We start from the raw sequence: 23,628 nt of genomic DNA on the forward strand, positions 1-23,628 counted from the left end.
CAGCCTACGCATAAAACAATAATTACCGACGCGGTTTTATCGCAGTCATGCCTTGCCCCTGCCGATCCTTTTCACCTTTTTGGGGAAACCTATGCGATCGTTCACTCGCTTCAGCCGCGACCTGCTCACCTATACCGTACTGGGGGGCAGCTTGATGTTTACCGGCCCGGCCACCGCCAAGGGCTGGACAACCGTTCGCGTGGCGACCGAAGGCGCTTACGAGCCGTGGAACATGACGTTGCCAAACGGCGAAATCGCCGGTTTCGAACCTGAGCTGCTAAAAGACCTGTGCGCCAGGCTCAAGCTCGTTTGCACACTACAAGCCCAGGACTGGGACGGGATGATCGCCGGCCTTAATGCCGGCAAATTCGACATGATGATGGATGCCATCATGATCACCCCGGAGCGCCAGGCGGTCGTCGACTTTTCAAGGCCGTATGCAGCCACCCAAGCCGTGTTCGTCAGCACCGACCCGGCAATGATTGCAAACGCGCCAAGCGACCACACGGTAAAGCTCAGCGGCGATCCAACCGAGGACCAAGCCACCCTGGCCCAACTGCAGGCGCTGGTCAAAGGCAAGACCATCGGCATTCAGTCCGGTACGGCTTATACCGACTTCATAGAGAAAAACTTCAAAAGCGTGGCCACCATTCGCGTCTATAAAACCTCCGGCGAGCACCTGATGGACCTGAACGCGGGCCGCATAGACGTCGCTTTCGACGACGTCACGTTTTTTTCTTCTGCGCTACAGAACCCGGAAAACAAAGCCGTGCACATGGTCGGCCCGAAGCTTGGCGGGCCGATCTGGGGACCGGGCGAAGCACTGGCCTTCAGGAAGACTGACGCGGATTTGAAGGCCCCGTTCAACGAGGCCCTGAGCGCGGCCCTGGCCGACGGCACCGTCAAACGGCTCGCCGAAAAATGGTTCAAGGCCGATATTGCGCCCTAAGCCTGCTGGCCAATGCCCCGCCCCCGGCGCCCCCATGGCCTGAAAAAGGGCGCCTTGGCGCCCTGGCTGCAGCGCCGGCTGGGTCAGCGGCCGTAACGCGCCCTGCCCCATTCCAGCACGCTGCGCAAGAGCTGCTGCAGCACCTGTTGCGTCGGGCCTGCCAAGCCTTCGCGATAGGTGAACGGTTCGAACTCGTCCATATAGGTACGCTGGGCAAGCTCCAATTGCACCGCATGGATGTGTTGCGCCGGGGCGCCGTAATGGCGGGTGATGTGGCCGCCTTTGAAGCGGCCGTTCAACACATGGGTATAGCCTTCGGCCTGCGCGCAGATGGCCTCCAGGCGCGCCGCCAATTCAGGGTCGCAACTGGCGCCATTGAACGTGCCCAGGTTGAAATCCGCAAGCCGGCCTTCGAACAGGTGCGGCACCTCGGCCCGAATCGAGTGCGCATCCCACAGCAAGGCGTAACCGAAGGTGTGTTTCAGCCGCGCGAGTTCTTGTTCGAGGGTGTGGTGATACGGCTTCCAGATGTGCTCCAGGTAGCGTTCACGTTCGGCGGCCGAAGGCGCCTGCTCGGCCTCGAACAGCGGCGTGCCGTCGAACAACGTTTGCGGATACAGCCCCGTGGTGGCGCCGGCGTACAGCGGGGTGTTGTCGGCCGGGCGGTTCAGGTCGATGACGAAACGCGAGTACTGCGCGGCCACTACGCTGGCGCCCAGGGCATCGGCAAATTCGTACAGCCGTGGAATGTGCCAGTCGGTGTCCGGCAGGCTTCGCGCCGGGTCGATCAGGCCGTTTTCCACCGCTGGCGTCAGGCGCAGCCCTGGGTGGGGCATGCTGATCAGCAGGGGCACGTGGCCGCGCTTGAAGCTGAGGACGTTATCCATCAAGGTGCTCCCAGTTAGACAATTCGACGCCATGGCGCACGATGCGTTTGCTCAGGTCGCCGCCCAGGTAGTAAGCGAGGTCGGCCGGGCGATCGATCTGCCAGGCTATGAAATCGGCGACCTTACCGGCTTCCAGGGAGCCATGGCTGTGGCCCAGCCCGAGGGCTTTGGCGGCGTTCAGGGTCACCCCCGCCAGGGCTTCTTCGGGGGTCATGCGGAACAAGGTGCAGGCCATGTTCAGCATCAAGCGAAGCGACAGCACCGGGGATGTGCCAGGGTTCAGGTCACTGGCGATGGCGATGGCTACGCCCTGTTGGCGCAACGCATCCAGCGGCGGCAACTGGGTTTCGCGCAAAAAGTAAAATGCCCCCGGCAGCAGCACGGCCACCGTGCCTGCGGCAGCCATGGCGCGGGCGTCGGTGTCGGTCATGAACTCCAAGTGGTCGGCCGACAACGCCTGGTAGCGTGCCGCCAGGCTCGACCCGCCCAGCGACGACAGTTGCTCTGCGTGCAGCTTGACCGGCAAGCCCAGCGCCTGTGCCTTGATGAACACCTTTTCGATCTGCGCGGGCGAGAACGCCAGGTATTCGCAAAACCCATCCACCGCGTCCACCAGGCCCTCGGCAGCCAACGCCGGAAGCATCACGTCGCACAGGTGGGCGATGTAGTCGTCGGCGCGGCCTGCATACTCCGGCGGCAGCGCGTGGGCGGCCAGGCATGTGGCCCGCACGCTGATCGGTAAGACTTCGCCCAGGCGCCGGATCACCTGGAGTAACTTGCGTTCGTTGGGTAAGTCCAGCCCGTACCCGGATTTGATCTCTACGGTGGTGACACCCTCGCGCATCAGGCTGATCAAGCGCCGCCGCGCACTGGCGAACAGTTCGTCTTCCGTAGCGGCGCGCGTAGCGCGCACCGTGCTGGCGATGCCGCCACCGGCGGCGGCGATCTCGGCGTAGCTAACGCCGTGCAGGCGCTGTTCGAACTCACCGCTGCGGTTGCCGCCGAACACGCTGTGGGTATGGCAATCGATCAAGCCCGGGGTGACCCAGGCGCCAGCTAAATCGACCACCGCCGCGCCCTCTACGGCCGGCGCTTCGGCCAGCGGGCCGACCCATTCCAACAGGGTACCCGCACTGAGGATTGCCGCGTCCTCGATGATCGAATACCTGCCGCCGGCCATGGTGGCGACGTGGCAGTTGTGCCAAAGGGTTTTCATGGGGCGCTCCTAACGCAAGTCCGGAAAAGTCTGGCCCAGTAATACTGAGTCTTTGAGGAGTGCTGCGCTGGCGGTGATGTCTGGCGCCAGCCAGCGGTCTTGATCATAAGGGGGGATACGCTCACGCAACAGCTGCCAGGCTTTGCCGGTACCGGCGCCGAACCGTTGCTGCTTGAGAAACTCGAACGCCTGGGCGGCGAGCAGGTATTCGATAGCCAGGATATGCGTGCAGTTTTCCAACGCACGGTGCAGCTTCAACGAGGCATTGGTGCCCATGCTCAGGTGGTCTTCCTGCAAGCCGGAGGTTACGTAGTTATCCACCACCGCGGGCTGCGCCAACTGGCGATTTTCGGCACACAGGGACGCGGCCACGTATTGCACGATCATCATCCCCGAGTTCACCCCGGGCTGGCTGACCAAAAACGCCGGCAAGCCACTGACCAGGGGGTTGATCATGCGGTCCAGGCGGCGTTCGGCGATCGCACCGATCTCGGCCACGGTAATCGCCAGCAAGTCGGCCGCCATGGCCACCGACTGGCCGTGGGGGTTGGCTTGCGACACTACCCGGTAAGCCTGCGGCGTGCCGAGCACCAATGGGTTGTCCGTGGCCGAATTCAACTCGATTTCGATTTGCTGCGTCACATGGTTCAATTGGTCACGCGAGGCGCCGTGTACCTGGGGGATCGAGCGGATGCTCAAGGCATCTTGGGTGCGGATGCCACGGCTGCTGGCGATGACCTCACTGCCTTCGAGCAGGGTGCGCAGGTTCGCCGCCACCACCGCCATGCCCGGGTGCGGCTTGAGCGCAATGACTGCAGGGTCGAAGGCGTCGATCTGGCCCCGCAGTGCTTCGAAGCTCATGGCACCGATCACATCCGCCCAGCGCACCAAGCGCCAAGCGTCGTCCAAGGCCAGGCAACTGAGGCCGGTCATGCAGGGCGTGCCGTTGACCAGGCACAGCCCGTCCTTGGCCCCCAGTTGCACCGGCTGCAGGCCCTCGGCGGCGAAGGCCTGGCTGGCATCGATAACCTGCCCGCGATAACTCACCGGGCCAATACCCAGCAACCCCACACCGATATGCGCCATATGGGTCAAGTAGCCCACCGAGCCCTGGGACGGCACTTGCGGGGTGATCCCGGTGTTAAGCAGCGCGAGCAGGCCTTCGACCACTTGGCGATGCAAGCCGGATTTGCCCTGGCAGAAGTTGATCACCGCCGCGCACATGATCGCGCGGGTTTGTTCGTCGGTCAGGGGCTTGCCGACGCCACAGGCATGGCTGAGCAAGGTATTGCTGGACAACTGGCTAAGCTGTTCGCCCTGCAGCGAAACGTTGCACAACGCGCCCAGCCCGGTGTTCACACCGTAAGCGCGCTCACCGCTGGCAACGATGCGTTGGACGATGGCTTGGGCGTTGTCGATACGCGCCCAGGCCTGCTCCGATACATGCAGGCGCGCACCGCGGCGGGCGACCGCCACCACGTCTTGCCAACGCAGGTTGGCATCAGCGATGACCACGTTCTCAACCAGCAACATCGCTAACGCTCCTTACCCCTACCTCGGGCAGCATGGCCGAATCATCGTGCGGCCGGATCAACCGGTCCGGGATCGGTGTGTGAAAGCGCTTGGCGGCCCAGTAGTAAACCAGCGCCGGCACCACCAGGCCGATGATCCAGGAAATATCGGTATCACCCAGGCTGGCCACCAGCGGGCCGGTGTAGAACTGCGTGGAGATGAACGGCAGTTGGATCAGCACCCCGAAGATGTAAATGCCGATGCCTGTGAAGTTCCAGCGCCCGTAACGGCCGTTGGGGTCCGACAGCGCCGGAATGTCGTAGCGCTCTTGGGTGATGCAGTAGAAGTCGACCAGGTTGATCGCGCTCCAGGGGGTAAAAAACGCCAGCAGGAACAGAATGAACGCGGAGAAGTCCTTGAGGAAGGAGTCCTTGCCCAACAGCGCCAGCAGCGTCGCGATGCCCACCATGGCAAAAATGTACAGCAAGCGCAGCGCGCCGGGGATGTGCCGGTTGCCGCGCAACCCGCTGACGATGGTGGCCATGGACATGAAGCTGCCGTAGGCGTTGAGCGTGGTGATGGTCAGTTTGCCGAAGGCAATGCTGAAGTACAGCCAGGCGGCGACGATACCGGTGCCGCCCAGCCCAACGATGAACGACACCTCGTGGTGGGCGAACTGCTTGCCGGCCAAGGCAGCGGCGAACACACCGAACACCATCGATGCTTGGGCACCGATCACCGAGCCCAAGCCCACCGCCCAAAAAGTCGCCGGCGCCGAGGTGTTGCTCGGCAGGTAACGCGAATAATCCGCTACATAGGGGCCGAACGCGATTTGCCACGAGGCCGAAAGGGACATCGCCAGCAGGAAGCTGCTCAGCGAGAAGTGCTTGTTACCCAGCAACGCGCCAACGTCGTTGCCCGCCAGCAGCGCATAGAACAGGTAAACGAACGCGACGACCCCCAGCACGCTGGCGACCCGGCCCAACAGGTGGATCACCCGATAACCGAAGATCGTCAGCACAACGATCAGCGCCGCGAAGATCACGATGCCCTGCCAATCGCTGACCTTGACCAACTGCGCGATGGCCTGCCCGGCGAGCAGCGAGCCGCTGGCGGAAAAGCCGATGTACATCAAGCACACCAACACCAGCGGGATCACCGCCCCATATACGCCGAACTGGACCCGGCTGGAAATCATCTGTGGCAGCCCGAGCCGTGGCCCTTGGGCCGCGTGCAGGGCCATCACCGCGCCGCCGAGCAACTGGCCGATGAGCAAGCCCACCAGCGACCAGAACACATCGCCACCGAGCACCACGGCCAGCGCCCCGGTCACGATGGCGGTGATTTGCAAGTTGGCGCCCAACCAGAGGGTGAACTGGCTGAAGGGCCGACCATGGCGCTCAGCCTCGGGGATGTAATCGATCGAACGTTTTTCTACCCATGATGCAGTGGAATGTGCCATACAACGACCCCCGACGGCCCTGCCCTGTGCAGCGGCCTAACTTGATGGATGACGACGATGTGTGCTACCGGGCGCTACCGGGTCATTCGTGATTGCGTTGCTGGTGGCTGGATACGAACTGCCGAAAGCGTTCCGTTGGCAACCCCTCGAACAGTTCGCTGGGCGTGCCTTCGCAGTCGATTTGCCCGCCCTGCATGAACACCACCCGGTTGGACACGTGCCGGGCGAACCCCATCTCATGGGTGACCACCAGCATGGTGCGCCCCTCTTCAGCCAACGCGCGCATCACCCGCAGCACTTCGCCGACCAACTCCGGGTCCAGGGCCGAGGTGGGCTCATCGAACAGCATCACCTGCGGGTTCATGGCCAGCGCCCGGGCAATCGCCACGCGCTGTTGTTGGCCACCGGACAGGTGGGCCGGGTAGTAATCGCGGTGGTCGTATAAGCCCACTTTGTGCAGCAGGTGCTCGGCCTCTTCCACGCATTCGGCGCGCGCGCGCTTGAGTACCCGCATAGGGCCTTCGATGACGTTTTGCAGCACGGTCATGTGCGACCACAGGTTAAAGCTCTGGAACACCATGCCCAGCTTGCTGCGCATGGCTTCGACTTGGCGGTTACTGCCCGGTAGCAGGCGCCCGTCACGGTGGCGCTTCATTTCGATGGTTTCGCCATCCAGCACGATGCGGCCTTCGTCCGGGGTTTCCAGCAGGTTTATGCAGCGCAGGAACGTGCTTTTGCCCGAACCGCTGGCGCCGAGAATGGAGATAACGTCGCCTTTGTGGGCGTCCAGCGAAATGCCCTTGAGCACCTGGGCCGCACCGAAGGCTTTATGAATATTGGCGACCGACAGCGCGGCCTGAACGTGAGTACTCATGGCAAGCTCCGTGGCATCAGGAATGGGGGGCGGTTTCGGGGGTAGGTTTGCCGGGCGCACCCAGCGGTCGCTCGCGCAGGTGTGGCGACAGCCGATGCTCGACCCAGGCCACCGCACGCACCACCAAAAAGTTCAGCACCAGGTAGATCAGCGCCGCGCAGATGAACACTTCCATGGTGCGGTAGGTGCGTTGGATGATCTGCTGGGCTACGCCGGTGACGTCCCAGACTGTGACCAAGCTCGCCAGGGCCGTAGACTTGACCAGCAGCACCGCTTCGGTGGAATACGCTGGCAGCGCTTGGCGCAAGGTGATTGGGCCTATCACCCGCCATAGCAGTGTCCAGCGGCTCATCCCCACCGCCTGCCCGGCTTCGATTTGGCCCCGGGGCACGCTTTGCAGGCCGCCGCGAATGATCTCGGCGGTGTAGCCGGCGGTACACAGCGCCAGCGAGATCACGGCGCAGCCGTAGGGCGATTTCAGTACCACCCACAGAACACTGTGGCGAACCGCCGGAAACTGCCCCAAGCCGTAATAGATCAGGAACATCTGGATCAGCAGGGGCGTACCGCGAAACAGCATGATGTAAAAACGCGCCGGATAACTGAGCAACGGCCACCGGCTCACCCGCATGGCCACCACCACCAACGCGAGCAGCAAGCCCAGCGCCAGAGATGAAAAGAACAGCGTCAAGGTGGTGGGCAAGGCGCCGAGCAACTTGAGCAGGGTATCGCTCATAAAGGCAAAGTCGATCATCGTAGGCTCGCCGTCTCAAGACTGTGCAGGGTTGCGCCGCTGCGTGCGTTGCACGCGCGCTTCGGCGAAGTTGAACACGCGGCCCGAGAGCCCGGTGAGGATCAGGTAACAGGCCCCGCCCACGATGTAGAAGGTGAAATACTGGTGCGTAGAGCCGGCCGCCACCTGGCTGGCCCGCATCAGCTCCACCAACCCGATCACCGAAATCAGCGCAGAGTCCTTCAGGCTCATCTGCCACACGTTACCCAAACCCGGCAGTGCATAGCGCCAGATTTGCGGCATCAGTACCCGGCGAATGCGCATGGCACGGCCCATGCCGATGGCCAATGCGGCTTCCAACTCGCCCTTGGCGACGGCGATGAAAGCGCCACGGTAGACCTCGGCTTGGTAAGACGCGGAAATCAACCCCACGGCAATGGCACCGACCAGGAACGGTGGCACGTCGACGTAACCGTCACCGCCCAGCCAGTGATGGGCGGCAGACACCACGCTGGCGCCGCCGAAGTAGAACAGGTAGATCAACAGCAGCTCAGGTATCCCCCTGAACAGGATCGAGTAGGCGTCGCCCAGCCAGCGCCATACTCGGCGGCGCGAAAGCTTGGCCGCGGCGATCACGCTGCCCACCAGGGCGCCGATCAGCAGCGCGGCCAGGGTCAACAGCAGCGTCATCAGGGCAGCCTTGAGCAAGGCCATTCCCCAACCGGTGTCGGCAAAACTGAGCATCTGCAAGAGCGTCATGAATCGTTCCTAGCGCAAACACGTGGAAAACCCAGCGCCTGGCGGCACTGGGCTGGCCCACCTCAGGACTTGGGCGTCAAGTCCAACTTGAACCACTTCTCACTGAGCTTTTTCACCGTGCCGTCGGCCAGGGCTTGCTTGAGCGCGGCATCGAACATCGCCTTGAGGTCACCATCCGTTTGGCGAAAGGCCAGCGCTTCACCGTCGCCCCAGATCGGGCCACCGATCTGGGGGCCGGTGTAGGCCAGGTTCTGCCCGTCGGGTTTGGCCTTGAGCGAATCGAGGAAGGTCACATCGTCGAATGCCACGTCGATCCGGCCGGCCTGCAAATCCAGGATGGTATCGGCCGAGGCGTTGTATTCACGGATCGTGGCGACGTCCTTGAAATGATCGTCGATGAACGGCGTGTAGATCGTGCCCGAGGCAATGCCGATGGTTTTGCCCTTCAGTGCCTCGCGCAGCGGGGCAATGGCGGTACTGACCTGCTGTTCGTCCATGCCAAGGGTGATTTCGTTGGCCGGGCCAGGCTTGCCTGGCAGCAAGTTGGCGTCCAGGGCAACGAAGCTGGCCGGGGTGCGGGCGTAGGGCACCGAGAAGGCGATCACTTTCTTGCGATCTTCGGTGACCACGATCGCATCCATCAGCATGTCGAACTTGCCCGCGTTGAGGCTGGCTATCATGCCGTCCCAGTTCTGCACCACCAGGTTGCAGGTGAGCTTCATGCGCTCGCACAGGGTTTGTATCAGTTCCGGCTCGAAGCCGCTGATTTTGCCCCCGGGCAGGGTCAGGTTCCAGGGCTCATAAGAGCCCTCGGTGGCGATGTTCACCGTTGTCCAGTCTTTGGCCTGAGCCAGGGGTGCGCATGCCAGCATGGCCGCAGCCACCATCCATGAACCGAGCGATCCGAATTTCTGCGCCATCGTGAGAATTCCTGCCAGTCGAATAAGATTAGGGCTACAAGGGTTTACTTAGAGGCCATAGCTTGTACATACAACCACAAGCAAATTAGGCGCCAACCTCCGGCAGGGGCGGCGCCGCAGGCTATTGGGTTTCAGCGGGTGACCATCGGCAGGTTCAGGCCCTGCTCTGCCGCGCAGTCGATTGCGATTTGGTAGCCCGCATCGGCGTGGCGCATCACCCCGGTGGCCGGGTCGTTGTGCAGTACCCGGGCGATGCGCTCGGCCGCTTGGTCGGTGCCGTCGCACACGATCACCATGCCCGAATGCTGGGAGTAGCCCATGCCCACCCCACCGCCGTGGTGCAATGACACCCAGGTGGCGCCGCTGGCGGTATTGAGCAGTGCGTTGAGCAACGGCCAATCGGACACCGCGTCGGAGCCGTCCTGCATGGCTTCGGTTTCGCGGTTCGGGCTCGCCACGGAGCCTGAATCCAAGTGGTCGCGGCCAATTACCACCGGTGCCGAGAGTTCGCCACTGCGGACCATCTCGTTGAATGCCAAGCCCAACTTGGCGCGCTGGCCCAGGCCGACCCAGCAGATACGTGCCGGCAAGCCTTGAAAGCTGATGCGCTCACGGGCCATGTCGAGCCAGGTGTGCAAGTGCGCATCGTCCGGGATCAGTTCCTTGACCTTGGCATCGGTTTTGTAAATGTCTTCGGCGTCACCCGACAGCGCGGCCCAGCGGAACGGCCCGACGCCCCGGCAGAACAATGGGCGGATATAGGCCGGCACGAAGCCTGGGAAGTCGAACGCCTCGACAACACCCTCTTCCTTGGCCATCTGGCGGATGTTGTTACCATAATCGAAGGTGGGGATGCCCTGGCGCTGGAACTCCAGCATGGCGCGCACGTGCACCGCCATCGATTGCTTGGCGGCCTTGACCACCGCGGCGGGGTCGGTTTTTGCGCGGTCACGGTATTGCGCCCAGGTCCAGCCGGCGGGCAGGTAGCCGTTCAGCGGGTCGTGGGCGCTGGTTTGGTCGGTGACCATGTCTGGGCGCACGCCACGCTTGAGCAGCTCAGGGAGGATTTCAGCGGCGTTGCCCAGCAAGGCGATGGAAATGGCCTTGCCCTGCTCGGTGTACCGGGCAATGCGCGCCAAGGCGTCGTCCAGGTCCTCGGCCTGTTCGTCGACGTAGCGGCTGCTCAAGCGAAAATCGATGCGGCTTTGCTGGCATTCGATGTTGAGCGAACAGGCGCCGGCCAGGGTCGCCGCCAAGGGTTGTGCCCCGCCCATGCCACCCAGGCCGGCGGTGAGTACCCATTTGCCGCGCAGGTTGCCAGCATAATGCTGGCGGCCGGCTTCGACGAACGTTTCATAAGTGCCCTGCACGATGCCTTGGCTGCCGATGTAGATCCAACTGCCGGCGGTCATCTGCCCATACATGGCCAGGCCCTTGGCATCCAACTCGTTGAAATGCTCCCAGGTGGCCCAGTGGGGCACCAGGTTGGAGTTGGCCAGCAGTACCCGCGGTGCATTGCTGTGGGTTTTGAATACCCCCACCGGCTTGCCAGACTGTATCAGCAGGGTTTCATCGTCGTTCAGCGCCCGCAGGCTTTCGACGATCTTGTCGTAGCAGGCCCAGTTACGCGCCGCCCGGCCGATGCCGCCGTACACCACAAGCTCCTTGGGGTTCTCGGCCACTTGCGGGTCGAGGTTGTTCATCAGCATGCGCAACGGCGCTTCGGTCAGCCAGCTTTTTGCGGTCAGTTGGTTACCGCGTGGGGCACGAATTTCGACATCACGAAATGTGTTATGGGCATTGTCAGTCACGAATCAAACTCCTCTGCGGTCAAATTCAAGCCGCCCCACACCTGGGGCCAGCCGGCCCGCACGGGTAGCGGCGCGGGCAGCCAGGTCACTTCTTGTGGGCTGCAGGCGCGCCAAATGCACGCACGTCTTTACTTGTACATACAGGCACATGCAATTCGATTGCCAAGTTTGGCACTTGGGCGGTTTGCAGGCGTTCAATACGTGGGGATACCCATAGCGTGCAGGGTAGCCACGGGAATGCAGTTGGCAAGGGAGGGCGCCGGGCGGCGGGCCAAGCGTTACCGGGCCGGCACGCCTGCCCCTTAACGGGGCAAACGGTAACGGTTTGGCAGAAGTTGGTGCACGGGATTGCCGGCCGGGGAATTACCGCGGCGAAAGCTCGACCACGCAGCAATGGCCCTCAAGGGTAAGCTCCACCAGCCCGCCGCTGGGGCGCATCTGTGCGCAGTCATACAGGCCCAGCAACTGAGGCGCTTGCTCGCCCTGGCTGACCTTCAGCGCATCGGCGGCACTGAATACCAGCACGTGGGCCGCGGCGCTGAACAGCCGCTGGGGTGTGGCGTGCTCGAACCATTGCAGCCTCGCCCGATAGCGGCTGGGCGCATAAATCAGGTTGAAATCGCGGATGGGCCCGCCCAGCAGTTGGCAGGCCACATCGCTGTCGCCATTGAACGCGAACGCATCGAAAGGCCGCAGTACCCGGCTGGGCGCGCCGTCTACCATGAGTTGCATTCCCTGCCCTTGCAACACGGTAATCACCCGCTGGTAGCCGGCGAAACGGGAAAAACCACCCGACGCCGCGATATCCGCGATCGACAAGCGCCAGCCAAAACCGTCCAGGCCGGCGCCGCCGTCACGGGTGATTTCTTGCGTGCTTCCGCCGCCGTTCTTCCAGGGCATGCAAGGGTAATCGCCAGCGCGCAGCACGGTCAGTGGGTTCATTTACCGCGCCCCCCTTGTAGGCATTGCCCAGTGCCAGGATGGCCCAGCGACGCTGCCGCCACTGGCGGCCGGCCGGGCCACGTGCGCCGGCCAACCCATAGGCACAGCCGGCAGGCTTCGACCTGCATAGGCACTGGGCACGAAGTAGGCATGAGGTTCCCTTTTTAGGTCGTTCAACGAAGTGGCAGCGTGATGGGCCGCAGTTTACCGGCCCGGAAAACAGCTGTATATGTATATACAAATTTCTCCGAGGTGGATGGTAATGCCCGCTTTCTTTGCCGAACGCGCCCTGCTGCCGCAAGGTTGGTGCCGGGATGTGCGCATCGAGGTCGACGCCCACGGTTCGATTTCCCAGGTACAGCCCAATGCGCGCCGCGACGGCGCCGAAACTGTACAAGGCCCGCTGTTGCCGGGAATGCCTAACGTCCATTCCCACGCGTTCCAGCGGGCGATGGCCGGCTTGGCGGAGGTGGCCGGCAACCCCAACGACAGCTTCTGGACCTGGCGCGAGCTGATGTACCGCTTGGTCGGCAAAATCAACCCTGAACAACTGGGTATCATCGCCCGCCAGCTGTACATCGAAATGCTCAAGGCGGGCTACACCTCGGTGGCCGAGTTTCATTATGTCCACCATGACTTGGCCGGCGAGCCCTATAGCGACCCCGCCGAGCTGTCGCGCCAGGTCAGCCAGGCGGCCGCCGAGGCCGGAATCGGCCTCACCCTGCTGCCGGTGCTATACACCCATTCGGGCTTCGGCGGCCAAGCGCCCAACGCGGGCCAGCGCCGCTTCATCAACAGCACCGAGCAGTACCTGGCGTTGCAGCAACGGCTGGCGCCACTGCTGGCCCAGCAGCCGGCACAACAATTAGGCGTGTGTTTTCATTCCCTGCGGGCGGTTACCCCCGTGCAGATCGCCGACGTGCTGGCGGCCAGTGACCCGGCCTGCCCGGTTCACTTGCACATCGCCGAGCAGCAGCGGGAAGTCGACGATTGCCTGGCCTGGAGTGGCGAACGCCCGCTGCAATGGCTGTTTAACCACGTGGCGGTGGACCGGCGCTGGTGCCTGGTGCATGCGACCCATGCCAACCCCGAGGAAATCCGCGCGATGGCCCGCAGCGGGGCCGTGGCGGGCCTGTGCCTGACCACCGAAGCCAACCTGGGCGATGGGATCTTCCCTGCCGTCGATTACCTGGCCCAAGGCGGGGCATTCGGCATCGGCTCAGACAGCCATGTGTCGTTGAGCGTGGTAGAAGAACTGCGCTGGTTGGAATACGGGCAACGCTTGCGTGACCAACGCCGTAACCGCTTGCACAGCGAGCGGCAACCTGGCGTTGGCCGCAGCGTATTCGATGCGGCCCTGGGCGGCGGCGCCCAAGCCCTGGGCCAAGCGGTGGGCGCGCTGGCCGCTGGGCGCCGGGCCGATTGGCTGGTGCTCGACGGTGCCGACCCCTACCTTGCCACCGCCCACGAGGATGCGATCCTCAACCGCTGGCTGTTCGCCGGCGGCGACCACCAGGTACGCGACGTGATGGTCAACGGCCGTTGGGTGGTGCGCGAAGGCCGCCACGCCGCGCAAGTGCATAGCGCGCGGGCGTTCACCGAGGTGCTGCGGCAATTGCTGGGTTAGCCACTCACGGGTTTTTTGCCCAGCCTTCGATGCTGCGCACCACCGCGGTCATGTCCTGCCGGTCGCCGCCTCGGGCTTGGCAGGTATCCACCGCCGCCGCCATCAGGCTATGCTAAAACACCTTCACCACGGAGCATCGCCATGATCGTCGAGATGCGCACCTACCATTGCGCACCAGGCCGCCTGCCGGCGCTGAACGAGCGTTTCACCCAAACCACATTGGGCTTTTTCGAGAAGTACGGCATTCGCCAGATTGGCTTCTGGACTACCCTGGCCGGGCCGTCCAACCATACACTGACCTACTTGCTGCAGTGGGAAAGCCTGGCCGAACGTGAGCAAAAATGGAACGCGTTTCAGGCCGACCCGCAATGGATCGCCAAGCGCGCCGAAAGCGAGGCGGAAAAACCCATCGTTGAGCGTATCGAAAACCAGTTCTTGCAACCCACGGCGTATTCCGCGCTGAAATAAGCCGCGCGGGTACCGCCACGGCCCGTGATGGCGCCGCATGTCGGCCCCGGCAGCAGGGCGGGCGCGCGCTGTGCCGTGGTACCCGGCCACTACTGGCCAAGGGGTGGCGTGCGCGGCGGTATCACACGCTTGCTGCCTAGCGATTCGAATGCCGAGCCCAAGCGAAGCAGCGCCGAGTCGTCGTAGGCACGGCCAGCAAAAGTCAGGCCCACCGGCATGCCAGTATCTGCCATCAGGCCCATCGGCACCGTCACCGTGGGTACCCCCAGGTGGCGGATGGCAAGGTTGCCATTGGCCACCCAAACGCCGTTACTCCAGGCGATATCCGCCGCCTGCGGGTCGACGTCGGCATTGGCCGGGGCGACGTCGGCCACCGTCGGGAACACCACCGCATCCAGCCCCAGCCGGTCCATCCAATCCTCCAGGTCGAGGCGGCGGGTATGTTCAAGGCTACGCAAACCGGCCGCCAGGGTGGGAATCTCCTGCCACGGCGTGAGGCCACGTTGCGCCATCCTCACGTATTCGTCCATGCCGGCGGCCAGGTCCCCTTCGCGGTTGGGCAGGGTGCCGGGGTCATGGGGGAAAATCAGCGCGCCCTCGACATCGGCCAGGCGGTTCAAGGCAGGGTCGCCGTTGGCCCGCAGAAAATCATCGAATGCCCAGGCCGTGAGCTCCCACAGTTCATGGTGAAGGAACTCAGTAGACACCAGGCCCCGGTTGAAGACCGTCGGCGCCCCTGGGCGGTCACCCTCGCAGTTGCTCACCAGGGGGAAATCGACCTCGACCACGTCCGCGCCACAAGCTTGCAACGCTTGGCGCGCCGCTTGCCACAGGGCGATCACCGAGGGCCGGGTGATGATGCGCTGCCCGGTTGGCCCGCCGATACCCGGCGCCGCGGCGGTGCCGGCGTCGGGGTCTGCGTTGATGTACATCCGTGGCACGCCGAAGCGCTTGCCCGTCAAGGCTTCGGCCGTTGCCGCAAGCGCTGGGTAGCTGGCCGGGCGCACCGAGGCGACACCTGGCAGCGGCACCCACGGCTGCATCCGCCATAAATCGCCCCGGGTGTCCGGGTCGTCGGCCACCACCACGTCGAGCACCTCGAGCAGATCGGCCATGGTTCTGGCATAAGGCACCACGACGTCCATGGTGGGGGTCAACGGCCAGTTGCCGCGCACCGAGATCACCCCACGCGACGGCGTATAGGCACACAGGCCATTGTTCGAGGCAGGCCCACGCCCGCTCGACCAGGTTTCTTCCGCCAGGCCAAACGCCGCGAAACTGGCAGCGGTGGCCGTACCTGCGCCGTTCGAAGAACCCGAGGCGAACGGCGCGGTGAGGTAGCCTGCGTTGTATGGGCTTTCCGCCCGGCCGTACAGCCCTCGCTGCATGCCACCGTTGGCCATCGGCGGCATGTTGGTCTTGCCCAGGCAGATCGCGCCCCCGGCGCGTAGCCGCTCGACCGTGAAGGCATCGCGGTAGGCCACCAGTTTGGCAAAGGCGGGGCTTCCGCAGGCGGCAGTAAGCCCCTTCACCAGGTAACTGTCCTTGGCCGTATACGGGATGCCGTCCAGTGGCCCCAGTGGCTTGCCCTTGGCGCGGCGGGCGTCAGAAGCTTGCGCCTCTTTCAGCGCATCGGGGTTTCGCACTACCACCGCGTTCAAGGCGGTGGGCGTGCCGGGGGCATCGTAGGCATCGACCCTGGCAAGGTAAGCGTGCACCAGCTCCACCGCGGTGGTTGTGCCTGTTTCGAGCGCGGCCCGCAATTGGGCAATGGGCACCTCGGTGACCTCGATCATGCGCGGACCTCCGGTGGCAGGCCGGTAACGCCCGCAAAGGCAGGGTTTGTCTGAATGTTCATAGGGGGTACTCGTAGGGCGCGCGGCAGGGCCGGCTTGGCAACGTTGTGCGCCTATTTAACACCAAGCGCGGCGCGGCGGCACCCGTGCCGTCACGGCGCCGAGCTGAAGTGGCTCAGAAGTTGGCTACACCGTTTGCCGATGGCTTTTGCTGCGGGCTGTTTTTTACCGGCAGCACCCTTCATCTACCAATGCTCCTGCGCACAGCCAGAACGCCACAGGCGTGCTCAGCGCTCAGCCCCCCTGCCCTTCAACCACGTTGCATCGGTAGCCTTTCGCCCGTTCCCGGTTGACCTGGGCACGTGCCTTGGCCTCGCACGCCTCAGGGTTTTGCCGGGCGTTCCACAGCACCGTTTGGGTGCTGCCCACCCGGTAAAGGGTACGGCATACGTAACCGCCACGGCTGTTTCCCGGCACCACCCAGATCGCGCGGGTGTCACCGCCGCGCGCACAGACATAACGCGGCTGCACAGGCCCTGGCAGCGGCGCAGGGTTGGCCGAAGAGGCCGCGCCGGGCTGGCGCGTGAGCACCACCAGCGGGTACAACAGGCCGCGCTCGATGCCTTGAGGTATGTACCAGTTCATCGTCCAACCCTGCCCGAGCGACAGCGAGCCGTGGGGGCGCGGCATGGCCGCGGTTGCCGCAGGGCTGTGCGCCGGTGCATCGGGAAAAGCCACGCCGGCCTGCGCGGCCACTGGCGTTAACCGGTCCACCGCCCAGCCGGCGAAGCGCCCGCCCCGGTAAAGCGCCGCCGTGGCCGGTAGCGGCTGGCATTGCACAGTGGCCGACAGGCAGTACACCTGCGAACCTTGCTGTAGCAGCGCCGCCGCGCCCACCCCGAAAAACACCTCGCGCAGCGCCTGTTCATCACCGCCCGCCGCGGCCACCGCCAAGCCACCGAGGGCGGCGGCCAGGCTGGTACGCTGGATCACCGGCGCGGCCACCGCCGTGCCGTTATCGCCTAGCTGCGCAGCCCACAGCCCGGCACCGGCGAGCAACCCCACCCGCAGCGCCTGCGCGGGCGTCGCCCCGGGTTGCCGGTAAGCCCACCAGGCCGCATAGGCCGCCGCGCCCGGCGGGCCGCCGTAAACGCTGCGGCCCAACTGCAGCGCGGCATTGCCGAGGGTAAAGGCCTGGGAGATGCGGTCTGCGGCGCCGCCCCCGGCCACCGCGCTGGATACGTTGGCCTGCCACAACGGGTTTATCAGCGTGGTTACCCAGGCATTGGCCTGCCGGCCCGGGGCGGCCGCGTTGGGGGCCTTGAGGAACGCCTCGATAACCGCCTTGGCCAGCCCGGCGTCGCTGCCCAGGTTCGAGGCAGGCACCGCCCCGCCTGGCATTTGCAGCGCCACGGCACGGATATCACCCAGCGCCTGCTCGGCCGTCGCCTGCCAGCCAGGCTGCAATAGGCCCCCGGTTAAGGGCGCGGGCGCGCCACCCTCGGGCAAGGGTTGGATCGTGGCAGCCTGGCTGGGTACAGGGTAGGCCGTAAGCAGAATGAATGTTTGCAACAGCAGCAGTAAGCGTGTGGGCATGGGCGGGCCTTGGCGCGCAAAGGGGCGTCATCGACCGCAGCCTGAAGACGGGAAATCTGCGACAGCATAGCGCCCTTTAGCCTGTGGGCAACCACCTGCCCCGGCCTAGGGGATCGCCAGCGCAGCGTCTCGAACGTTCGCCCCCGCCCTGATGCGGGTAACTGTACCGTGGGCCTTGCCGCTTCGGGGCCGGCCCTCATGCGCAGTTGCCACACCACGTTCGCCGGTAATAAACCGGCGTTGCAGCAGCGGCTTTTTTAATAGGTAGCGCAAACTTTATTGACCGGGCACACCCCCCAGGCCCTCACATTATCAATAGCGCCACGGTAAACAGGCCATGGCAATGGGGATAAAAGCCAATAGTCACACCGCCGCGATATAGCGACTTTAACGGCGACCGCTTAACTATATTTTTAATATTCACAGTAGCCCGGCGCCCACTGCACCATCAACGCCCCACGCGGTGCCTAGGTGACCGGCAACAGGCCGGCGGCCGGGCATTCGACCCTGTCGCCAACCTTTGCCGCGCCAGGTATTGGGGCGCCTCCGTCATGGGGGCCAATATAATGTTTAGAGGTGTTTAGATCCGCTCGTCGGGCCCTATAAGTTAGATCGAACTGCCCTAAATGGCGCCGCCTCAAAGGTATTACCTGATCCATTTCAGGTTCACCATAAGACGTACGGAGTTAAAAATGGCTAATACCGGAAGTAACAATCCAGGCAACTTCAATAACGATCACAAAAAAGCTTCTGAGGCGGGTAAAAAAGGGGGCTCCAGCAGCACCACCAGCACCCAGCACAAGGCGACCGAATCGGGTAAAGCAGGCGGCAACACTGGCAACTTCGCCCACGACAAAGAAAAAGCGTCGGAAGCCGGCAAAAAAGGCGGCGAGCACAGCCATAGCAGCAGCCACAGCGGCAAAAAATAAAGCGTTGTAGCGATATTCGGGGGCAGCATCTGCTGCCCCTGCCTGCCCAACACCCTCCAGCCTTACCCCAAACCATCGCCCTACGCGGCGCCTTCCCGAACCCCCACAGCGACAGACGGGCCGATCGCCGGCTATGCTCTTGGGCCCTGTGGCCGACTGCATGTAAAAGCCTGCATTGGGCTACCCGCCTTCATCGACCCACGGCATCCTTGTAGAAACCATTGCCAGCACCGAGGGGCCACGGCATGAAAACCCTACTGATCATCGGCATCGGCGCGGGCAACCCTGAGCACTTGACGGTCCAGGCGATCCACGCGCTGAACCGCACCGACGTGTTCTTCCTGCTCGACAAGGGCAGCGCCAAGCAAAAACTCATGCACCTGCGCCGGGCGATTTGCGAGCGGTACATCGACCACCGCCGCTACCGTTTTGTCGAGGCGGCCAGCCCCGAGCGCGACCGCGGCGGCGATTATACGGCCAGCGTGCACGCGTTGAACCAAGCGAAGCAGCGCCTGCTCGAGCGCCTGCTCGACGAGCAACTGGCGGACGGCGAATGCGGTGCGTTGCTGGTATGGGGCGACCCTTCCTTGTACGACAGCACCCTGCGCATCGTGCAGGCCATTGCAGCCGGCGGCCGCGAGTTGGAGTACGAGGTGATTCCCGGTATCAGCAGCATCCAAGCCCTCGCCGCCAGCCACAAGGTGGCGCTCAATCGCATTGGCGGCCCGGTCGAGATCACCACCGGCAGGCGGCTGGCCCAGGGGCAAGCGAACACCGCCGGCAGCGTGGTGGTGATGCTCGATGGCGAAAACGCCTACCAGCACCTGCAGGCGCCGGACGAACACATTTACTGGGGTGCCTACCTGGGTACGGAGGACGAAATCTTGATCGCCGGCAAGCTGGCCGATGTCGCCGAGCAGATCGAGCAAGTGCGCCAGGCGGCGCGCCGGGCCAATGGTTGGATCATGGACACCTACCTGCTGCAACCGCCGCCTGGCGACGAGGACTAACCGGCCACCACCCTACCGCCGTGGTGCCCCGCAAACCGCGCTGAACCTTCCCGCGCAGGCTCACGCAACAGCCGCCTCATCGCTTACCCCCAGCAGCTTGCAACGCCTCGGCCTGCCCCTTCTTGGCGACCACCAGGTTGCCGGCGGCCAGCGTTGCTGCGTACTCGCCGATCAAGCGCACTTGCAATAAGCGCCCGCAGCGCGTCGTCACCGGCGCCTGCAGCCACGCGGTCGTTGCCCGGGCACCTGGCAGACGCCTGGGCCATCACCGAATGGCCAGCCGATTAGGCGGCGCTACCCGCTATGTTCGCCAGCGAACAGACAACCCCCACCCCCGGCTATTACGCTGGCGGCTACGGCACACCGCCCATAGGCACCGCTCGGTGTTGGCACACTTCACAACCGTTCGGCATAGCGGGCGTGCGTGCCGGCCAGGGGGCTTATGATCAGCATATGGAAACGCGCGTGGGTGGCGGCTTCGCGGCCGGCTACGTTTTGGCGAATGGGCAAATTCTCCCAGCCCAGGTTCGAATATGAACCGATCTTGCGCTCGGAGCTGTTCAGCGCCGACCAAATGGCCAGCCACGGTATCATCCTGGCCGGGCAGCACCACCTCAGCGCGCGGCCCCCGCCCGACTCGCTGCTAGGCAGGCTGGCCGACAACGAAACCCTGCTCAATCGCAGTTGTACGGCCTTGGGCCAGGCACAGGTGGCCAGCCGCCGCGCCACCCCGGCAGCCGAGTGGTTGTTGGACAACTACGTCTTGGTCGAAGACCACATTCGCACCGCCAAAACACACTTGCCCAAAGGCTACAGCCGCGAATTGCCAGGGCTTACCACCGGCCCTTCGGCAGGCCTGCCGAGGGTCTATGACATCGCCCTAGAAACCATTTCCCACGGCGACGGTTGGGTGGATGAACAAAGCCTGAGCCGCTTTATTATTTCCTACCAAAGCGTCACGCCGCTGGCGCTGGGTGAACTGTGGGCCATCCCGATCATGTTGCGCCTGGCCCTGATCGAAAACCTGCGCCGGGTGGCGTCACGGGTAATGGCCCACTGGGACGACCGCAACCTGGCGGACGACTGGGCCGAGCGACTGATCGAGACTTCTGAGCTCGACGTTAAAAGCGTGGTGCTCACCGTGGCCGACATGGCACGTTCGGCCCCGCCGATGACCGCCGCCTTCGTTGCCGAACTCACCCGCCGCTTGCAGGGCCAAAGCGCCGCGCTGGCGCTGCCGCTGAACTGGATCGAGCAAATGCTCGGTGAAACCGGCTCCAGCATCGAGCGCCAGGTGCAACTGGACACCCAGCAACAAGCGGCCGACCAGGTGTCCATTGGCAACAGCATCGGCAGCCTACGCCTGGTAGCCACCACCAACTGGCGTGAGTTCGTCGAGTCGATGAGCCACGTCGAACAGCATTTGAATACCGACCCGGCAGCGGTTTACCCGGCCATGGACTTTGCCACCCGCGACCGATACCGGCACGTGGTCGAACGCCTGGGCAGGCGCAGCCAGCATTCGGAGATCCAGATCGCCGAGCATGCCATTGGCCTGTGCAACGCCGCACCGCCCGCCGCCGCGTTGGCCCGGCATGTGGGCTATTACCTGGTGGGTGCCGGCGTGCCCACCCTGGAGCGCGAGCTTAACGCCACGGTGCCGCTTCAAGAACGCTGGAAACGCCTGCTACAACAGTCACCGCTGGCTTTTTACCTGGCGCCGGTCGCCCTGCTCACGCTGCTGTTCGCCTGGCCGTTCCTGGCCTCGGTATACGGCGATGGGGTGCCCGACGCCGTGCTGCTGGCATTAGTGATCCCGTGCTTGATCATGACCAGCCGGCTGGCATTCAGCCTGGTCAACTGGCGGGTGACGTTTAGCCTGGCACCGGCGATTTTGCCCAAGATGGACTACGCCAATGGCATCCCCGACAGCGCCCGCACGCTGGTGGTGGTACCCACGCTGATCGCCACCGCAAGCGATGTGGAAGAGTTGGCCGAAGGCTTGGAGGTGCGCTTTTTGGCCAACCGCGATGCCAATGTGTTCTTCGCCTTGCTTAGCGATTTTCTCGATGCAGCCGAAGAGGTTCAAGCCCAGGACGCTGAGTTGCTGGCCCTGGCGACCCAGGCCATTGGCCGCCTGAACCAAAAATACGCAGCCGGCCTGGCCGACCGTTTCTTCTTGCTGCATCGCCCGCGCCGGTGGAACCCCGCAGAACAGGTGTGGATGGGCCACGAACGCAAACGCGGCAAGCTGATCGAACTCAATGCGCTGTTACGTGGCCAGGGCCGCGAGCGTTTTAACACCATTGTTGGGGATACCAGCCTGTTGCAGTCGGTACGCTACGTACTGACCCTCGATACCGACACGCTGTTGCCACGGGATGTTGCCCGCCAATGCGTGGCCGCGATGATGCACCCGTTGAACCACCCGGTGTTCGACGCCGGCGGTGAGCGGATCCTCTCCGGCTATGCTGTGCTGCAACCGCGCGTCAGCGTAAGCCTGACCAGCACCGCGCGCACGCTCTACGCCCGCCTGTTTGGCAGCGACGCCGGGGTAGACCCCTACACCCGCGCGGTGTCGGACGTGTATCAAGACCTGTTCCAGCAGGGCTCTTTCATTGGCAAAGGCATTTATGACGTTGATGCGTTCACCTGCGCCCTGCACGGCTGCCTGCCGGATAACCAGATCCTCAGCCATGACCTGATCGAGGGCTGTTACGCCCGCTCGGGCCTGCTGAGCGACGTGCAGCTTTACGAGCAATACCCTTCGCGCTATAGCGCCGACGTTAAACGCCGCCACCGCTGGATACGTGGCGACTGGCAGCTGTTGCCCTGGGCCCTGCCATGGGCGCGGGGTGCCGACGGCCGCTGGCAGCGTAACCGGCTTGGCGTGATGGCGCGCTGGAAGATTATCGACAACCTGCGCCGCAGCCTGGAGCCCTTGGCACTGTTGGTGATATTGGCCTGGGGCTGGTTCGGCAGCCGCGACCCCCTGGCCTGGACCCTGACGGTGGTCGGCTTGCTGGTGCTGCAGCCGCTGCTCAAGGCCATCACCGACCTGATGCATCCGCCGGCCGAGATGCCCTACCGGCACTACCTGGCCGCGCTGCTTGCCGGCTTGGCCCACGACTTGGCCCGCGCCGGCCTGGCCGTAGCCTGGCTGCCCTTCGAAATGTACTACAGCACCGATGCGATCGTGCGTTCGCTGTGGCGAGTGAGTGTGAGCAAGCGCCTGCTGTTGCAATGGCAACCCTCCCGCGAAGTGGAGCGCGCCACGGCCAACCGCCTGCCGGCAGTTTATCGGCACATGTGGGTCGGCCCGCTGTGTGCCCTGATCACGCTGCCGATATTGGCCTTCGACCCGGCGACCCTGGCCATCGCCAGCCCCCTATTGCTGGCGTGGCTGGCCGGCCCGTGGATTGCCTGGCGCCTAAGTTGCCCACCAGCACCGGCATTGTTCGAGCCCTCGGCCGAGGCGCTGCGTTTTCTACGGGTGCTGGCCCGCAGAACCTGGGGGTTTTTCGATGAATTCGTAGGCCCGCAAGGTAACTGGTTGCCACCAGACAACATCCAGGAAGCACCGAAGCCGGCCATCGCCTACCGGACCTCGCCCACCAACATGGGCATGGCGCTGCTTGCCCATCTGGCTGCCCACGACTTCGGCTACCTCAGCACCGAACGGCTGCTGCACCGGTTATCGGCGTCGCTTACCAGCATGAACGCCCTGGAGCGCCATCAGCAGCATTTCTACAATTGGTACGACACACAAACGCTCGAACCGCTGCACCCGCATTACATTTCGACCGTTGACAGCGGCAACCTCGCGGGGCTGTTGCTGACCCTGCGCTCGGGGCTGGCGCAGCTGCCCGACGCGCCGCAGTTCGGCCCCGCCATCATCAGCGGCCTGCGCGATACCGTCGATACGCTGGTTGAAACGCACGGCCCCGCCGACCCTAACCAACCGCTGTTGAAACAACTGCGCCAGGGCCTTGAACAAACCCCAGCGCAGCCCGATGCCGAAGCCTTATTGGCCCTGGTGCAGGCCACCGCCACCCTGGCCGCGGGCCTGCAAGTCGGCAGCGGCGATGAAACCCACTACTGGTACACCGCGTTGGCCGAGCAGTGCGCCGACTGGAT

19 protein-coding genes are annotated in these 23,628 nt (G+C 64.0%); 6 read left to right on the plus strand and 13 right to left on the minus strand.

Going from position 1 to position 23,628, the window contains the following annotated elements; all coding sequences use genetic code 11:
* Positions 1 to 91: 91 nt before the first annotated feature.
* Positions 92 to 949 carry a transporter substrate-binding domain-containing protein gene (locus tag HAQ05_RS11515; RefSeq protein ID WP_190420556.1) on the plus strand — a complete coding sequence of 286 codons (858 nt, stop codon included), beginning with the start codon at positions 92 to 94 and terminating at the stop codon, positions 947 to 949.
* An 83-nt stretch (positions 950 to 1,032) separates the two neighbouring features.
* Here the strand turns inward: HAQ05_RS11515 and hutG are convergent, their stop codons facing one another.
* The 10 genes from hutG to HAQ05_RS11565 all read right to left on the minus strand — a co-directional run bounded on the left by hutG (position 1,033) and on the right by HAQ05_RS11565 (position 12,065).
* Positions 1,033 to 1,836, minus strand: a complete 804-nt coding sequence (gene hutG, locus HAQ05_RS11520) for an N-formylglutamate deformylase (RefSeq protein WP_190420558.1) — start codon at positions 1,834 to 1,836, stop codon at positions 1,033 to 1,035.
* The gene (gene hutI, locus HAQ05_RS11525; RefSeq protein ID WP_190420560.1) at positions 1,829 to 3,052 is read right to left on the minus strand and encodes an imidazolonepropionase; all 1,224 of its coding nucleotides are present in this window, start codon (positions 3,050 to 3,052) and stop codon (positions 1,829 to 1,831) included. Before hutI ends, hutG begins: the two co-directional genes overlap by 8 nt.
* Before the next feature lie 9 nt (positions 3,053 to 3,061).
* Entirely contained in the window at positions 3,062 to 4,585 is a 1,524-nt protein-coding gene (hutH, locus tag HAQ05_RS11530) for a histidine ammonia-lyase (protein ID WP_190420562.1), read from the minus strand.
* Positions 4,572 to 6,026, minus strand: a complete 1,455-nt coding sequence (locus tag HAQ05_RS11535) for a purine-cytosine permease family protein (RefSeq protein WP_190420565.1) — start codon at positions 6,024 to 6,026, stop codon at positions 4,572 to 4,574. Before HAQ05_RS11535 ends, hutH begins: the two co-directional genes overlap by 14 nt.
* Before the next feature lie 82 nt (positions 6,027 to 6,108).
* A complete protein-coding gene (locus HAQ05_RS11540; protein ID WP_190420567.1) occupies positions 6,109 to 6,900 on the minus strand; it encodes an ABC transporter ATP-binding protein in 792 nt (263 codons plus the stop codon).
* Between the two features lie 16 nt (positions 6,901 to 6,916).
* A complete protein-coding gene (locus HAQ05_RS11545) occupies positions 6,917 to 7,654 on the minus strand; it encodes an ABC transporter permease (RefSeq protein ID WP_190420569.1) in 738 nt (245 codons plus the stop codon).
* A 15-nt stretch (positions 7,655 to 7,669) separates the two neighbouring features.
* Positions 7,670 to 8,392 carry an ABC transporter permease gene (locus HAQ05_RS11550; RefSeq protein WP_190420571.1) on the minus strand — a complete coding sequence of 241 codons (723 nt, stop codon included), beginning with the start codon at positions 8,390 to 8,392 and terminating at the stop codon, positions 7,670 to 7,672.
* Positions 8,393 to 8,454: 62 nt separating this feature from the next.
* Entirely contained in the window at positions 8,455 to 9,312 is an 858-nt protein-coding gene (locus HAQ05_RS11555) for a transporter substrate-binding domain-containing protein (RefSeq protein ID WP_190420573.1), read from the minus strand.
* A gap of 131 nt (positions 9,313 to 9,443) precedes the next feature.
* A complete protein-coding gene (gene hutU, locus HAQ05_RS11560) occupies positions 9,444 to 11,123 on the minus strand; it encodes a urocanate hydratase (protein WP_190420575.1) in 1,680 nt (559 codons plus the stop codon).
* A 363-nt stretch (positions 11,124 to 11,486) separates the two neighbouring features.
* A complete protein-coding gene (locus HAQ05_RS11565) occupies positions 11,487 to 12,065 on the minus strand; it encodes a HutD/Ves family protein (RefSeq protein WP_190420577.1) in 579 nt (192 codons plus the stop codon).
* A gap of 262 nt (positions 12,066 to 12,327) precedes the next feature.
* Between HAQ05_RS11565 and HAQ05_RS11570 the strand changes: the two genes are divergently transcribed.
* Entirely contained in the window at positions 12,328 to 13,692 is a 1,365-nt protein-coding gene (locus HAQ05_RS11570; RefSeq protein ID WP_190420579.1) for a formimidoylglutamate deiminase, read from the plus strand.
* A 141-nt stretch (positions 13,693 to 13,833) separates the two neighbouring features.
* On the plus strand, positions 13,834 to 14,160 hold the full coding sequence (locus tag HAQ05_RS11575; RefSeq protein WP_190420581.1) for an NIPSNAP family protein: 327 nt from the start codon (positions 13,834 to 13,836) through the stop codon (positions 14,158 to 14,160).
* Between the two features lie 89 nt (positions 14,161 to 14,249).
* Here the strand turns inward: HAQ05_RS11575 and HAQ05_RS11580 are convergent, their stop codons facing one another.
* Entirely contained in the window at positions 14,250 to 15,956 is a 1,707-nt protein-coding gene (locus HAQ05_RS11580) for an amidase (RefSeq protein WP_190420583.1), read from the minus strand.
* Between the two features lie 294 nt (positions 15,957 to 16,250).
* Positions 16,251 to 17,552, minus strand: a complete 1,302-nt coding sequence (locus tag HAQ05_RS11585; protein ID WP_190420585.1) for a hypothetical protein — start codon at positions 17,550 to 17,552, stop codon at positions 16,251 to 16,253.
* Between the two features lie 626 nt (positions 17,553 to 18,178).
* Between HAQ05_RS11585 and HAQ05_RS11590 the strand changes: the two genes are divergently transcribed.
* Both HAQ05_RS11590 and cobF read left to right on the plus strand, forming a co-directional pair.
* Positions 18,179 to 18,481: a con-10 family general stress protein gene (locus HAQ05_RS11590; RefSeq protein WP_238935108.1), complete on the plus strand. Its 303-nt coding sequence runs from the start codon at positions 18,179 to 18,181 to the stop codon at positions 18,479 to 18,481.
* A 245-nt stretch (positions 18,482 to 18,726) separates the two neighbouring features.
* A complete protein-coding gene (gene cobF / locus HAQ05_RS11595; RefSeq protein ID WP_190420587.1) occupies positions 18,727 to 19,491 on the plus strand; it encodes a precorrin-6A synthase (deacetylating) in 765 nt (254 codons plus the stop codon).
* A 76-nt stretch (positions 19,492 to 19,567) separates the two neighbouring features.
* Here cobF and HAQ05_RS29070 read toward each other — a convergent pair whose 3' ends face one another.
* The gene (locus tag HAQ05_RS29070) at positions 19,568 to 19,702 is read right to left on the minus strand and encodes a hypothetical protein (protein ID WP_274601964.1); all 135 of its coding nucleotides are present in this window, start codon (positions 19,700 to 19,702) and stop codon (positions 19,568 to 19,570) included.
* A gap of 231 nt (positions 19,703 to 19,933) precedes the next feature.
* Between HAQ05_RS29070 and HAQ05_RS11600 the strand changes: the two genes are divergently transcribed.
* A partial coding sequence (locus HAQ05_RS11600; protein ID WP_476705387.1) for a glycosyltransferase family protein occupies positions 19,934 to 23,628 on the plus strand: 3,695 nt, incomplete at its 3' end.

The organism is Pseudomonas typographi, assembly GCF_014694385.1.
GTDB classification, from domain to species: domain Bacteria; phylum Pseudomonadota; class Gammaproteobacteria; order Pseudomonadales; family Pseudomonadaceae; genus Aquipseudomonas; species Aquipseudomonas typographi.